Consider the following 14,467-nt stretch of genomic DNA (forward strand, 5'->3'; position numbering starts at 1 on the left):
TCTAGCTTTGCATCATTAAAAAATGATGACAAACATGGAAAATTTAGTTTTAGTATCCGGAGCTACCGGAAATCTTGGTCAGAGAATTTGCCGGGAACTGATCAAAAATGATATAAAAGTACGGGCGATCGTTCGTCATGAAAGTAAGGCAGACAAAATTAATACGCTTGAAAAACTGGGCGTCGAAGTTGTTAAAGTCGATACGTCAAACGAACAGGATCTTATTGCTGCCTGCACCGGTGTATCCTGCGTGGTTTCTGCGGTAGCCGGCCTGCATGATGTAATTGTGGAAGCACAGTCAAAACTATTGAAGGCAGCGATCGCCGCTGGTGTTCCCCGTTTTATTCCTTCTGATTTCTCTACTGATATCACGCAGATGCCCGAAGGTGAAAACCGCAATTTCGATCTTCGTAAAGAATTCCACAAACTTCTGGATCAAAGTCCGATTCAGGCTACCTCCATTTTTAACGGCTGTTTTACAGATATTCTGCGCTACAATACGCCCCTATTCAACGTTCCAAAAAAGACGGTTGCTTACTATGACGATAAGGCAGATTGGGAAATTGACTTCACAACAATGGACGATACCGCAGCCTACACGGCCTTGGCAGCTGTTGACGAAACAACTCCAAGATATTTAAATATTGCCAGTTTCCGTGTTAGCCCAAGTGACCTTGTCAGTTTGAGTGAACAGTACAAAGGAGCAAAATTCGAGCTCGTTCATATGGGTTCCATGGAAGAATTTTCTGCCTATAACAAGATGCAAAGAGCCGCTCAGCCGGAAGGCGAAAATGATCTTTATCCAAAATGGCAGCAATCCCAGTATCTGTACAGCATGTTTTTAGTTCATCATAACAATCTTGATAATGATCGTTACGGAGGATTAAGCTGGTCGCCGGTTGAAGCAAATATTTAAATCAATATCATGAATACAGAAATTCACAATGAAACAGATCCGTATTCTGATGAAGAACTGATCAAAAAGTGGCCCGGGTTTGAAAACAAATTTGCGACAGTAAACGGAGTTACACTTCATTATGTTGAAGGGGGAAGTGGAGAACCACTGATTTGTCTACCAGGCTGGCCACAAACCTGGTATTCTTTCCATACCATAGCACCGGAACTGGCGAAAAATTACAAGGTTATTGTGGTCGATATCAGAGGTATGGGAACTTCGGAAAAACCCGCATCCGGCTATGACAAAAAAACAATGGCGAAGGATATCCATGAATTGACAATTCAACTTGGACTTGAAAAAGTACATTTACTTGGGCATGATATAGGCGGAATGGTGGCTATGAGTTTTGCTTTCAATTATCCTGAGGCGGTTGCAAAACTTATCCTCATGGATGGGTCCCACCCTAGTGAGGGAATGTTACAAATGCCTCTGATACCTCCCATGGGCAGTTTTAAAGATAAAATGGACGGCCAGTCTAACTACGCCTGGTGGATGAGTTTCAATCAGGTGAAAGGGCTACCGGAAAAATTACTCGAAGACAGATTTCAATATTTGCTCGACTGGCTGTTTGCCTATGTCATGATTGATGAAACAAAAATGTCGGTTTTTGACAGAGCTGTATATGCTTCGGCATACAACCAGCCGGAAAGTATCCGCGCTTCTAATGCGTGGTATCAAAGCTTCGCTCAGGATATTGAAGATGCAAAAAATTATCAGCAGCTAGCCATGCCTGTGCTGGGTATAGGAAGTAATGTTGGTTACAATTTTATGTGTTATGGTTTGCCTTTTGTTACGAAAGATTGCAACGTAATCGATCTGCAAGAAAGTGGTCATTACATGAATGAAGAAGAACCGGAAAAGGTACTTGAAGCAGTGCTGAATTTCCTGGGTTAAATAAATATTCTCAGTTATTGGATGGCTTTCTGATGACTAAAATTATCATAAAATCTCATTTTGAATAAATTGTTCAAAATGAGATTTTGTGATGTCTGGCTTATCATTCTGCGTATTGATAATTTTGTCAAAGCTGAAATAAGTCATTTTATGACGCTGAATATTTCTTCGGTTTCATACCAATATGCTGTTCAAAAACTCTTGAAAAATGACTCAGATTGGTAAATCCAAGCTGATAACCCACCTCCGAAACCGTCAGTTTCTGTTCCTTTAATAATCTCGCTGCCTGCTGCATACGCATCGACTGAAAATATTCAAACACATTCTTACCGAAAGTCTGATTAAAAAGCTTACGCAATTTTGGTTCGCTCATATGGACTTCCCTGGCCAATAAAGCAATGTTTGGTGCTTTGTCCAGCTGCGACTGCAAACGAAGCTTGATAGCATATACCGCTTTGATATCGTCGATATGCATCCCGCTTGTTGGCGCTGAATCGCGCTGGATCAGTAAAGCAAAAATGTAGCAAAGCATTTCTTCACATTTCAACTTGCAGAAATGACTTTCCAAACTTTCCGACACCGTTGGATGCAGGATTTCGCTGGCAGTTTTGATCATTTCAGGTGATATACCGGTCTCATACACAAAGTTTCCTTTCGCTTCCAGAATACTTACAACCACAGGATGCAGTAGGTTTCCAAAGAATTTTTGTAAATATTTTCGGGAAACTGCCATTGTAATACTTCTGAAAAATGTATTTGAAGGCATAGTTAGTACCGAAGAAACGGCGTGCGCACAGATTAATACACTGGCTTGTTCAGGAACCAGCTGTTTTTCCTGTTCAACCGGAAGAGGAAGGACGCCACTGATCAAAAAGACAATATCATCCTGATCCTCTGCCAGCTCATTGGTTCTGTCAAGCTGAATTTCCTCATGCAGATAATAATTTCGCACCATTAACCTCAGCTCATTATTTCCCCAGGAAAAGCCGGTGATGTACCCTCCTCCTTTATTTTCAGGAACCAGAAAATAACGTCCCTGAACTGTTGCGCCAATAGCTTTGGCAAATTGCAGTGCTATGCCGGAACCATGTTTGTCAACAACCGATATTTTCATTCACGACTATTTTAATACCATTTATGGTTATTTTATCCGTAAAAGTACCTTTAATTTTGCAAGTATCATAGAATTAACAATTAGCAATATGTTATTAAAAGACAAAAAAGTAGCCATTATAGGCGGCGGCCCCGGTGGGCTGACCTTGGCAAGATTACTCCAGTTAAAGGGTGTCGACATGAAGGTTTTTGAACGGGATGTTAATAAAAATATAAGACATCAGGGATCAACCCTTGACCTACACGAAGAGTCAGGGCTGGAAGCTATCCGGAGGGCAGATTTGATACAGGAATTCATGGAAAATCATCGCCCGAATGCAGGCAGGTTCAGAATTATGGACAAGCATGCAAACATACTTTTGGATGAACATGAAGTTGAATATGACCGTGACGAAACCCGTCCCGAAATTGACCGCCAGGTATTGCGCGATATCCTGTTGAATTCATTAAATCCTGAAACAGTTGTATGGGATAGTCATTTTCTTTTAATGGAAAGAAAAAATGAAGGCTGGTTACTTCATTTTAAAAATGGAAGCCAGGTTTATGCCGATTTTGTTGTTGCGGCGGATGGTGCCAATTCTAAAATCAGGCCTTATATAACTGACATTAAGCCTGTTTATTCCAACATTACCATTATTGAAGGCAATGTCTATGACGCCGCTGTAAATGCGCCAAAAATGTGGGAATTAACAAATCACGGTGCCGGGTCTGTAATGATTATGGGTGACAATCAATCTTTATCCATCAATACAAAAGCGGATGGTACACTTTCATTTTATAGTGGCAATGTTGTTACTGAAAATTGGGTGAGTGAAAGTGGTATTGATTTTAGCAACAACAAATCGGTTGCGGCCTGGTTTAAAGAACAATTTGGTTCCTGGCATCCGATGTATCAGGAAATTTTTGAAACCGATCATATAAGTATTGTTCCCCGGCCCATGTATCATTTTCCTTTTGATCAAACCTGGGAAACGTTACCTAACCTGACCATGCTTGGTGACGCTGCCCACAGAATGCCGCCATACGCCGGAGAAGGTGTAAATATGGCTATGCAGGATGCCTATGAATTAGCAGAATGTCTGACAGTTAACGAATTCAAAGCGATCAAAGATGCTGTGGCAAAATATGAATTGCATATGCAAAAAAGGGCATCTGAAATTACTCAGGACACTTTAAAAAATACAGAAATGATACATTCCGATGATGCTGCGAACAAAATGGTTGCTATGCTGACCGGAGAATAGATTTAACGTTTTGATCGCTATCGTGAAAGCGATATAAAAGGATCTGTTAAAAAGCGTTGCAGCCTGCCAAAGGTTAGGTTAAAAGATGATCCTTGTCACAATTAAGACATGCAGTTGTGCCTAAATTTGATTCATACCTGATTAAGCCGGATCGCATACCACACACTTTTCTTCCAACATATATTGTCGATTCAAATACTTAAAGTTCGGGTACCTGAAATAATTTCAGTTGCCGGGGTTGGCCCTGTTTTTGCAATACGGCGCGTGCGTATAATTTTGCCCGAAAAATGGCAATGATGTTTTTATGATCTGTAATAGATGTAAGTTCTAACCAAAAATCTATAACATGCTATATCTACTGTTTGCTTTTATTATCAGGTGAAATTTGCAACAAACTGACATTCATATATTTAATAAATTAATGTTGGTTGAGACACATATTTTTCAAAATAAAAGAAAACGAGGTGGCAACAGAAAATAACGTTTTTATTCTAGTTATCAATGGAGGCTCATCGAGTATCAAATTTGCCTTTTACGAAGTTGGGAAGGCATTAACACTGGTTCTTGCCGGAAAGCTTGCGAATATTGGAAGTAAAACAACGGCACCGGTTTTAACGATCAATACTTCCCAAAAAACCGAAACTGTTGAAATCCGGGAAAACACTTTTGAACACGCCATTGGCTTTCTGACCAATTGGCTGGAAAACCGAAGTGAATTTCCCGGAGTTTCTGCCATCGGCCACCGCATAGTGCACGGCATGCAACACACAGGCCCACAAGAAATCACAACTGAATTACTTGAATACCTCAAAAAAATCAGCCCTTACGATCCGGAACATTTGCCTGAGGAAATCAAACTGATTGAGCTTTTCAGCAAAAGACATCCGGATTTAAAACAAGTCGCTTGCTTTGACACTTCGTTTCATGCTGAAATGCCTGATGTCGCAAAACGGATTCCCATTCCAAGAAGATTTACTGAAAAACATATTCACCGTTACGGTTTCCACGGCCTCTCCTACGCTTACCTGATGCAGGAACTTGAAACCCAGGCAGGCAAAAAAGCCGCCAACGGAAAAGTGATATTGGCACATCTTGGAAACGGTGTTAGTCTGGCCGCTGTAAAACAAGGAAAAAGTATTGATACCACCATGGGATTTACCCCTGCCTCGGGCGTGATGATGGGAACCCGCAGCGGCGATCTTGATCCGGGTATAGCCTGGTATCTGATGCAATTTGAAAAACTAAGTCCCAAACAATTTAACCATCTGGTTAATCACGAGTCCGGACTTTTGGGTATCTCGGAAACGAGTCCAGATATCCAGGAATTAATAAAAACCGAAGCTGCTGACCACCGCGCTGCCGAAGCGATAGAAATGTTTTGTTATCAGGTGAAAAAAGCAATCGGCTCTTTTGCGGCTGTGCTGGGCGGGGTTGATACTCTTATATTTTCAGGAGGTATCGGAGAAAATATTCCTGAAATCCGCACCCGGATTTGTCAGGATCTTGACTTTTTGGGCATTGAACTGAATGAAAAAAAGAATCAGAAAAACGATCCGGTTATTTCCATCGATACCGGAAAAGTGATAGTTCGGGTGATTGCAACAAATGAAGAACTAATGATCGCCCGGCTGGTAAGCCAGGTTTTGAATCACATCAACAAACGATAAAATATGGAAAATGAAGAAACCGGTCGTGAAGAAAAAACTTTAACGCCCGAATTATTACGAAAAATGAATGCTTACTGGCAAGCAGCCAATTATTTGTCCGTCGGCCAGATTTACCTATATGGCAATCCGTTACTTAAAATGCCGTTGACGCTTGAACACATTAAGCCAAGACTCTTGGGACATTGGGGTACCACGCCGGGACTGAATTTTATTTATGTTCACCTCAACCGTATCATCAAACAATACGATCTGAACATTATCTACGTAGCTGGTCCCGGGCACGGCGGTCCCGGATTAGTGGCCAATACTTATCTGGAAGGCACATATAGTGAAGTTTATCCTAATATCAGTGAGGACGAAAACGGAATGCAAAAACTTTTCAAACAGTTTTCATTTCCAGGTGGCATTCCAAGTCACGTGGCGCCGGAAACACCAGGCTCCATCAACGAAGGAGGAGAATTGGGTTATTCACTTGTCCACGCTTTCGGCGCTGTTTTTGATAATCCATACCTGATCGCAGCCTGTGTGATAGGCGATGGCGAGGCGGAAACCGGCGCACTGGCGACAAGCTGGCATTCCAACAAATTCCTGAATCCTGTTCATGATGGTGCTGTACTGCCGATCCTGCATTTGAACGGTTATAAAATTGCCAATCCTACTATTCTGGCCCGGATTTCAAAAGAAGAGTTGGAACAGCTTTTCCGTGGATATGGGTATAATCCATATTTCGTGGAAGGTGATGATCCCGATTCGATGCATGAATTGCTGGCTAAAACGCTGGATATCGTGGTGGAAGAAATCCGGCAGATCCAAAGTGACGCACGGGTGTACGGATATAAAAAACGTCCGGTCTGGCCGATGATTATTTTCCGTACGCCAAAAGGCTGGACAGGCCCAAAAGTGGTTGACGGACTGCAAATTGAAGGTACCTGGCGCGCGCATCAGGTTCCTCTGGCCGAACTAGCTGCAAAACCTGAGCACGTACAAATGCTCGAAGCCTGGATGAAAAGTTACAAACCAGAACTGCTTTTTGAAGAAAACGGAAAACTAACTGCGGAACTTGCAGAACTTGCTCCGGAAGGCAATAGAAGAATGGGTGCCAATCCAAGTACCAATGGCGGATCACTTCTTGTAAACTTAAAAATGCCTGATTTCAAAGATCATGCGGTGGACGTGCCGACGCCCGGCAATATTACGGCCGAAGCGACCTCGGTTATGGGCGGTTTTCTGCGGGATGTGATGAAAGCAAACTGGAATGAACGGAATTTCCGGATTTTCGGGCCGGATGAAACAGCTTCCAACCGTCTTTCTCATTTGTTTGATATCACTGAAAGAACATCTACCGCCGAAATAATTCCTGGGGATAATCATATTTCTCCCGATGGCCGCGTGATGGAAGTTTTAAGCGAACATCTTTGTCAGGGATGGCTGGAAGGTTATTTATTGACTGGCCGGCACGGGTTGTTTTCTTGTTATGAGGCCTTTATTCACATTGTGGACTCGATGTTTAATCAACATGCAAAATGGTTACAGGTTTCAAGAAATCTGCCGTGGCGCAAACCGATCGCCTCGTTGAATTACCTGCTCACCTCTCATGTCTGGCGACAGGATCATAATGGAAACAGTCACCAGGATCCGGGTTTTCTGGATGTGGTGGCGAATAAAACAGCCGATATCGTCCGTATTTATTTACCGCCGGATGCCAACACGCTGCTTTCGGTGACAGATCATTGTCTGAGAAGCCGGGATTATATCAATGTGATCGTTGCCGGCAAACAGCCTGAAATGCAATGGCTCGATATGGATGCAGCGATAAAACATTGCACCGCTGGTTTGGGTATCTGGAAGTGGGCGAGCAATGATGAAGGTTTTGAGCCGGATGTGGTGATGGCCTGCGCCGGAGATGTACCTACGCTGGAAACAATCGCAGCCGTGCAGATTCTTCGGGAACAACTGCCGGAATTGAAAGTCCGGGTGATTAATGTTGTAGACCTGATGACACTTCAACCGGAAACCGAACACCCGCACGGCTTAAATGACAGGGATTTTGACATTCTTTTCACCAAAGACAAACCCATTATTTTTGCCTTTCACGGATATCCGCTGCTCATCCACCGCCTCACCTACCGCCGGACAAATCACAAAAACCTGCACGTGCGGGGATACAAAGGAGAAGGAACAACGACAACGCCGTTTGATATGGTGGTGCTTAATAACCTGGACCGGTTCCATCTGGTAAGCGATGTCATTGACCGACTGCCTGATTTGGGTGCGAAAGGCGCATATACCAAGCAATATCTGCGTGACAAGCTGCTCGATCACAAAGCTTACATCCATATGCACGGCGAAGACATGCCCGAAATCCTGAACTGGAAATGGAATTTGGGTTGACCAGTAATTAATAATTTTGAATAAATTTTTATAACAAAATTCCCGACCGGGATAAGCCATGATGCCAGATATTATTGAAGAAAAAACACATCTCATTCACCACTGGTGGATGTTCCTGTTATCAGGAACCGGTATGGTTGCATTTAGCATTTACGTCATTGTAAACCAGACCCTGACCTATGACCAGATAAGTATCATTTTTGCAGCTTTGCTTTTTACAACAGGTTTGCTGGAACTGGCTTTTTGTATCCTAAACCGTAAATGGTTCAGCGGCTGGAGTTGGTATCTTACTGGTGCCATACTGGATATGATCCTGGCGGTAATATTTTTTACAAATTCCATATTGGCTGCCATTTCATTGCCACTTTTAGCAGGATTCTGGCTGCTGATCCGAAGTTCAGTTATGATCGGAAGGTCGGTACATGTGAAGAAAAGCGGCCACCCCGAATGGCCCTGGCTCCTGTTTTGGGCTGTGACAGGATCTTTCTTTTCGATCATCAATATCTACAATCCTATCTTTGGAGAAGAACGACTGATGATATGGACCGCCGCTGCGTTGTTCACCGTTGGTATATTTTATCTGCATTTTGGCTGGCTGATCCGGAACAGGGTTGGATGGCTTGATACGCGGAAGGTGAAGTGATTTGGATGTTATTGGCTTAAAACATTCGCTTGTTAATTGGAACAGCACAGGAAAAATACAAATTGTCAGAGAATATTTTTGTATGTTTCGCTACGAACGGATAGCCAAAAGACAGCCCCGACCAAATGCAATATCTAGTAAAAGGCCAAAAACTTGAATTGAAATATGAACCTGGCAAAGGTGCCTGGACATATCATATTCAAGTTCCTGATACAAAACATATAGTAGGAAAATGGGGTTCGTTAAAAGTTTCGGGTACGATTGACGACTATAAAATTGAAAGCATCAACTTGTTTACCATCACAGGACAAGACAAATTAATTTCAATAAATGAGAAAATCAGAAAAGCGATAAACAAGAGTGGCGGCGACATTGTAACAGTTACACTCTACCTGTTACCGTTAGAAAATCAGATTACAGAAAAGGAAATTTTAGAGACCTTCAAAGAATCGGATGTATTAAAACCATTCAAGAAATTATCAGAAGATGATAGAAACCAAATTATAGAAAAAATTATGTCTCAGGAATCTGAGGACAAACAAATAAAGATGATATTGAAATTTGTTGACCAGTTAAGTAAAAATAATGGTTAAGCAAACTTGGTTAGTGACATCAACAAAATCATAACATCAAAAATTTTTAAAAACTTTCCAGAAGATTGCGGGGAGCAGGAAAGCCTGCAAATCTGCAAGAAGTATAACGAACATAATCCGGCCAAGGGACTGTGAAAGGTTTTTCAATTATTATACATTTTGTATAATTTTCATTATCTTCGTATCAGATGTATTGAGAATGAAAGTAAAGATTTTCCGAATTTCTGATAGGCAGACAATTGAGGCGCAAATAATCCAACCCTCTGGATTATCAATACCATCTATAACCGATGGCTGGCGTTTTAACCTTAAAAAGCATTCAAAAAGAGCAGGTTTTCAAACCTATATCTTAGTTAAAGAAGCGACCCCGAAAATTATTGAAGGATGTCTCACGTTTCAATTAAGAGAGACTGTTGAACCGTATATGGCATATATTGAAATTGCCCCTCACAATAAAGGCAAAACTAAAATACACGATCATGTTGCAGGATGCCTAATAGCATTTGCATGCAGACTAAGTTTCATTTATGGTTTGGAACATTTCAAGGGCTGGCTAGCGTTCGATGTTATGGAAGAAAATAAGGAAGACGAATTAAAATTGATGGCTGTTTATTGTGAAAAATACGGAGCATTGAAATGGAGAGACAAAACAATGGTCATAAGTCCGGAAGCTGGTGAACAATTAATCACAAAATTTCTAAACTAACATCATGAAAAACAAGGAAATTGAAGTCACAGAAATTTGGAATGATGATAAAATGAAGTCTTTAAAAGAATTTATCACTTCCCATTCAGAAAAACAATCAAAAGAGCAAAAGTTAAGAAACGAATTGTTGGCTATACAATACAGAATCGAAGATTATATTGAATCTGACAGCATTTCTGACAGGTTAAGGGTTTTGGACTTTGTAAAATTATATCTTAAAACATTTAACGTAACTCAAAAAACACTGGCAGATTTATTTGAAATGAAGGATAGTAATCTTCATAAATACCTGGTTGGTGAAAGAAAATTAAATACAAACATCGTATTAAAATTGAGCTCATTCTCAAATTTAGATCCGGAGTATTGGTTAAGAGTTGAAGTCAAAAACGAGTTAATCGAGATTAATAAAGAAAAGGAAAAAAGTAACGATTATCGAAAATATGACTATCGTAACTTGTTGGTAAGTGTTGGTGAATAAGGGGAGAAAACTGACAAAAAAGCACATGGAATCCAAAACAATATTAATTACCGGAAGCACGGATGGGATTGGAAAAGTAACTGCAAAGGCTTTAGCAAAGCTGGGACATACGGTCATTATACATGGCCGAAATCTTAATAAAGCTGAAACAGTATGTTCAGAAATAAAATCTGAAACAGGTAATGACAAAATCGATTTTGTAGTTGCTGATTTGTTTTCACTGGCAGACGTACAACGAATGGCGGGTGACTTCAAGAAAAAATATGAACGCCTGGATGTCCTGATCAATAATGCAGGGGCAATGTTCGGTAAAGACAGAGAAACGACGAAAGAAGGTCTTGAAAAAACCATGGCACTTAATCTCTTTTCACCATTTCTTCTAACCCAGTTGCTATTAGAGATTTTAGCCAAAAGCCCCGCTGCACGCATTATCAATGTTTCGTCCTCTGCGCACGCTATGAGTGGCGTACCCGATTTGAACGATATTCAGTTAACAAAAAACTATTCGCTGGGCAGTGCTTACGGACAATCAAAACTATACCTGATTTGGGTGACACAATATTTGGCTAAAGAATTGAAGAAAACGGGTTTTAACAATATCACTGCGAATACCTTACATCCAGGTACTATAAAAACGGAGTTCGGCCAAAATGCTGACAAAGGTTTTATTATAAATCTGATTTTCAAACTCTCCATGTTATTTGCAATTACACCGGAACAGGGAGCAGAAAACACGATTTATTTAGCAACTTCGAAAGATGTAGAAAATATTACTGGTAAATATTTTGCCAACAAAAAAGTGGCAAAACCTAATCCAAAATACTACTCGGCCGAAAATGAAAGAATAATCTGGGATTATTGTATGCAAATAGTTCAGCCATATTTAAACAGGTAGTTGTTGGAAAATCAGTGCCACAATAAACACGAAAGACACTAAGAAGCATAAGGTGGATTGGGGGAACCCAAAAGCAGCATATAAATCCGGATTGACACAGCCCCTACCCTTCAACATTTACTAACATCCTCGTTATCGTTATGTATTCCCCCGATTAGGTTACTTCTGCTTTTGACTTGTTGCTGAACTTTGCATCAACAAAATAAATCAAAAATATGAACATCGTAATCACAGGTTCTTTGGGGAACATTGGAAAACCGCTTACAGCAGAATTGGTACAAAAAGGACATACTGTAACGGTTATCAGCAGTAAAGCCGAAAGACAAAAAGACATTGAAGCATTAGGAGCCAAAGCATCAATCGGATCAATGAAAGATGCTGATTTCCTTATCAAGACTTTTACAGGCGCAGATATTGTCTATCTGATGGAAGCCTGGGAAGGCATCGGCAGCATCTTCGACAAAGACATTGATTTCACTGCCGGGTTTCATCAAATTGGCAACAATTACAAAAAAGCAGTTACAGCTTCCGGCGTAAAAAACATTGTGCATTTAAGCAGTGTCGGCGCCCACAGCGCAACAGGATACTGATCACTCTCGGTGCATTATGACGTCGAAAATATCCTGAACCAGCTTCCCGATGACGTCTCCATCAAATTTATGCGCCCCGTCGGTTTCTATACCAACTTATTCAGGTCACTGAAAAACATTAAAGAAAAGGGTGCGATTATCTCTACTTACGGTGGTGATAAAAAAGAGCCCTGGGTGTCGCCACTGGATATTTCATCTGCAATTGTCGAAGAAATGGAATTGCCTTTTCAGGGCAGAACGGTTCGTTATATAGCCAGCGATGAAGCGTCGCCAAATGAGATTGCCAAAATTTTGGGAGAAGCCATCGGAAAACCGGATCTGAAATGGCTGGAAATTTCTGATGAACAGATGTTGGATGGGATGTTGGCGATGGGTGTAAATCCGGAAATTGCCAGCGGCATGGTGGAAATGCAGGCAAGTCAACGAAGTGGTTTATTATTTGAAGACTTTTATCGCCATAAACCTGCGTTTGGTAAAACGAAACTTACTGATTTTGCAAAACAGTTTGCTTTGGCTTATAACAATTAAAAACTGAACAAATGAAAAACGTATTAATAACAGGAGCAAATAAGAGTATCGGTTATGAAACAGCAAGGCAACTTTTGCAAAACGGATATTTTGTTTTTTTAGGCAGTAGAAATTTTGAGAATGGTTTGGAAGCAGCAGGAAAGCTAAAAGCCGAAGGGTTATCTAATGTGGAAGCCATACAGCTTGATGTAACCGATGATGAATCCGTAAAAACGGCCCGCATTGAAATTGGAAAAAGAACAGAAACATTGGATGCGCTCATCAATAATGCCGGCATCAACGGCGGATGGCCACAAGCTGCCCTGGAAGCAAGTATTGACCAGTTTAAGCAGGTATTTGAAACCAACGTTTATGGCGTAGCGCGAGTAACGCAGGCATTTATTGATATGTTAAGAAAATCGCCGCAGCCACGCATCGTCAATGTTTCTTCCAGTGGCTGTTCGCTTGCCTTGCATTGCGATCCTACCTGGAAATATTATACGCACAAGGCGGCAGTTTACCCGGCATCAAAAGCCGCGATGAATATGTATACCATCAATTTGGCTTACGAATTAAAAGACACTAAGTTTAAGGTAAATGCCGTTTGTCCTGGCTTCGTGGCAACTGATTTTAATGGTCATCGCGGGACAGGCACGGTTCATGAAGCGGGCACACGCATTGCTAAATATGTCATGATCGGCGAAGACGGACCGACAGGCAAATTTATCAGCGAAGAACATAACCCGGAAACAGGCGAATGTCCCTGGTAAATCGTAAACTTACATGATGAAAAAAGAAGAAAACTCGTTTTACAAATTCGAATCTTTGACAGATTTTCATCGGGTGTTCGGGCTGCCAAAGCCCCTGCACCCGATGATAAGTTTCGTTGATTTAAAGGATATGAAGATACCGGAAAATGTATTGCCCGGTTCAATCATATTGAATTTTTATAAAATTGCTTATAAGACAAATACTTGTGGCAAAGCAAAATACGGTCAAAATTATTACGATTTTGGAGAAGGCGGTTTGGTATTCACATCCCCAAACCAAATTTTTGAAAGCCCCGGTAGTAACCAGGCGACCGGCAATTTGTTACTTATTCATCCCGATTTCTTTTTGTCTTACCCTTTGGCGAAAAAAATCAAGGAATATGGCTTTTTTTCTTATACTGCAAATGAAGCTCTGTATTTGTCGGACAAGGAAAAGAATACCATCTTATCAATTTTCGCCATACTCGACGATGAATTAAATAGCAGAATAGACGATTTTAGTCAGGATGTCATTATTTCGCAAATTGAATTATTATTGAATTATGGAAATCGTTTTTACAAACGTCAATTCATAACGAGAAAAGCGGTTAATAACGATTTGATCCAAAAATTTGAAGAGATTTTGAGCGAATATTTCAACAACGAAAAATCGATGATGTCGGGAATTCCTACGGTTCAAAATCTTTCAGAACAATTACATATATCCCCGAGTTATCTCAGCGATATGCTCCGTTCTTTTACGGGACAAAATGCGCAGCAACATATTCATAATAAGCTTATTGAAACGGCAAAGGAAAAATTATCCTCTTCCAGTTTATCAGTTTCAGAAATTGCTTATCAATTAGGATTTGAGTTTCCACAATCATTTAGCAGGTTATTTAAAACGAAAACCAAACTTTCTCCGCTGGAATTCAGACAGACATTCAACTGATGAAAAGCAGTTTTACAAACCACTATCACTGAAAGTATTTTGTAAGACTTGAAAATTTGACGAAGTACCAGACAACTGAAAAATGAA

At 40.8% G+C, this 14,467-nt stretch carries 15 protein-coding genes; 14 read left to right on the forward strand and 1 reads right to left on the reverse strand.

Features of this window, described 5'->3' with window-relative positions; genetic code table 11:
* Positions 1-34: 34 nt before the first annotated feature.
* Positions 35-916: an NmrA family NAD(P)-binding protein gene (locus tag LXL81_RS11145; RefSeq protein ID WP_234646858.1), complete on the forward strand. Its 882-nt coding sequence runs from the start codon at positions 35-37 to the stop codon at positions 914-916.
* A gap of 9 nt (positions 917-925) precedes the next feature.
* Positions 926-1,852, forward strand: a complete 927-nt coding sequence (locus LXL81_RS11150) for an alpha/beta fold hydrolase (RefSeq protein WP_234646859.1) — start codon at positions 926-928, stop codon at positions 1,850-1,852.
* A 148-nt stretch (positions 1,853-2,000) separates the two neighbouring features.
* On the opposite strand, the gene LXL81_RS11155 is transcribed toward LXL81_RS11150, so the two are convergent.
* Positions 2,001-2,966: an AraC family transcriptional regulator gene (locus LXL81_RS11155; protein ID WP_234646860.1), complete on the reverse strand. Its 966-nt coding sequence runs from the start codon at positions 2,964-2,966 to the stop codon at positions 2,001-2,003.
* A gap of 88 nt (positions 2,967-3,054) precedes the next feature.
* Here LXL81_RS11155 and LXL81_RS11160 point away from each other — a divergent pair, with 88 nt between their 5' ends.
* The 12 genes from LXL81_RS11160 to LXL81_RS11215 all read left to right on the forward strand — a co-directional run bounded on the left by LXL81_RS11160 (position 3,055) and on the right by LXL81_RS11215 (position 14,380).
* Positions 3,055-4,209 (forward strand): NAD(P)/FAD-dependent oxidoreductase, encoded by a 1,155-nt coding sequence (locus tag LXL81_RS11160; RefSeq protein ID WP_234646861.1) that lies wholly within the window; start codon positions 3,055-3,057, stop codon positions 4,207-4,209.
* A 428-nt stretch (positions 4,210-4,637) separates the two neighbouring features.
* The gene (locus tag LXL81_RS11165) at positions 4,638-5,876 is read left to right on the forward strand and encodes an acetate/propionate family kinase (protein WP_234646862.1); all 1,239 of its coding nucleotides are present in this window, start codon (positions 4,638-4,640) and stop codon (positions 5,874-5,876) included.
* Between the two features lie 3 nt (positions 5,877-5,879).
* Positions 5,880-8,267: a phosphoketolase gene (locus LXL81_RS11170; RefSeq protein ID WP_234646863.1), complete on the forward strand. Its 2,388-nt coding sequence runs from the start codon at positions 5,880-5,882 to the stop codon at positions 8,265-8,267.
* A gap of 58 nt (positions 8,268-8,325) precedes the next feature.
* On the forward strand, positions 8,326-8,910 hold the full coding sequence (locus LXL81_RS11175) for an HdeD family acid-resistance protein (RefSeq protein WP_234646864.1): 585 nt from the start codon (positions 8,326-8,328) through the stop codon (positions 8,908-8,910).
* Positions 8,911-9,035: 125 nt separating this feature from the next.
* Entirely contained in the window at positions 9,036-9,503 is a 468-nt protein-coding gene (locus LXL81_RS11180; protein WP_234646865.1) for a DUF1905 domain-containing protein, read from the forward strand.
* Positions 9,504-9,702: 199 nt separating this feature from the next.
* Positions 9,703-10,209 carry a hypothetical protein gene (locus LXL81_RS11185; protein WP_234646866.1) on the forward strand — a complete coding sequence of 169 codons (507 nt, stop codon included), beginning with the start codon at positions 9,703-9,705 and terminating at the stop codon, positions 10,207-10,209.
* A gap of 4 nt (positions 10,210-10,213) precedes the next feature.
* Positions 10,214-10,687, forward strand: a complete 474-nt coding sequence (locus LXL81_RS11190; protein WP_234646867.1) for a hypothetical protein — start codon at positions 10,214-10,216, stop codon at positions 10,685-10,687.
* 25 nt (positions 10,688-10,712) lie between these two features.
* A complete protein-coding gene (locus LXL81_RS11195; RefSeq protein ID WP_234646868.1) occupies positions 10,713-11,582 on the forward strand; it encodes an SDR family NAD(P)-dependent oxidoreductase in 870 nt (289 codons plus the stop codon).
* A gap of 215 nt (positions 11,583-11,797) precedes the next feature.
* A complete protein-coding gene (locus LXL81_RS11200) occupies positions 11,798-12,172 on the forward strand; it encodes an SDR family oxidoreductase (protein ID WP_234646869.1) in 375 nt (124 codons plus the stop codon).
* Between the two features lie 9 nt (positions 12,173-12,181).
* Complete coding sequence (locus LXL81_RS11205; protein WP_234646870.1) at positions 12,182-12,700, forward strand: hypothetical protein; 519 nt, start codon at positions 12,182-12,184, stop codon at positions 12,698-12,700.
* A gap of 11 nt (positions 12,701-12,711) precedes the next feature.
* Positions 12,712-13,449, forward strand: a complete 738-nt coding sequence (locus tag LXL81_RS11210; protein WP_234646871.1) for an SDR family oxidoreductase — start codon at positions 12,712-12,714, stop codon at positions 13,447-13,449.
* Positions 13,450-13,462: 13 nt separating this feature from the next.
* A complete protein-coding gene (locus tag LXL81_RS11215; protein WP_310589563.1) occupies positions 13,463-14,380 on the forward strand; it encodes an AraC family transcriptional regulator in 918 nt (305 codons plus the stop codon).
* Positions 14,381-14,467 lie beyond the last annotated feature (87 nt).

It is taken from the genome of Dyadobacter sp. CY356 (assembly GCF_021440195.1).
Classification (GTDB): Bacteria; Bacteroidota; Bacteroidia; order Cytophagales; family Spirosomataceae; genus Dyadobacter.

Bases quoted from the DNA above. Each gene is read 5' to 3' on its own strand.
- LXL81_RS11145 (WP_234646858.1), top strand. From the start codon at position 35: ATGGAAAATTTAGTTTTAGTATCCGGAGCTACCGGAAATCTTGGTCAG.
- LXL81_RS11150 (WP_234646859.1), top strand. From the start codon at position 926: ATGAATACAGAAATTCACAATGAAACAGATCCGTATTCTGATGAAGAA.
- LXL81_RS11155 (WP_234646860.1), bottom strand. From the start codon at position 2,966: ATGAAAATATCGGTTGTTGACAAACATGGTTCCGGCATAGCACTGCAA.
- LXL81_RS11160 (WP_234646861.1), top strand. From the start codon at position 3,055: ATGTTATTAAAAGACAAAAAAGTAGCCATTATAGGCGGCGGCCCCGGT.
- LXL81_RS11170 (WP_234646863.1), top strand. From the start codon at position 5,880: ATGGAAAATGAAGAAACCGGTCGTGAAGAAAAAACTTTAACGCCCGAA.
- LXL81_RS11175 (WP_234646864.1), top strand. From the start codon at position 8,326: ATGATGCCAGATATTATTGAAGAAAAAACACATCTCATTCACCACTGG.
- LXL81_RS11180 (WP_234646865.1), top strand. From the start codon at position 9,036: ATGCAATATCTAGTAAAAGGCCAAAAACTTGAATTGAAATATGAACCT.
- LXL81_RS11185 (WP_234646866.1), top strand. From the start codon at position 9,703: ATGAAAGTAAAGATTTTCCGAATTTCTGATAGGCAGACAATTGAGGCG.
- LXL81_RS11190 (WP_234646867.1), top strand. From the start codon at position 10,214: ATGAAAAACAAGGAAATTGAAGTCACAGAAATTTGGAATGATGATAAA.
- LXL81_RS11195 (WP_234646868.1), top strand. From the start codon at position 10,713: ATGGAATCCAAAACAATATTAATTACCGGAAGCACGGATGGGATTGGA.
- LXL81_RS11200 (WP_234646869.1), top strand. From the start codon at position 11,798: ATGAACATCGTAATCACAGGTTCTTTGGGGAACATTGGAAAACCGCTT.
- LXL81_RS11210 (WP_234646871.1), top strand. From the start codon at position 12,712: ATGAAAAACGTATTAATAACAGGAGCAAATAAGAGTATCGGTTATGAA.
- LXL81_RS11215 (WP_310589563.1), top strand. From the start codon at position 13,463: ATGATGAAAAAAGAAGAAAACTCGTTTTACAAATTCGAATCTTTGACA.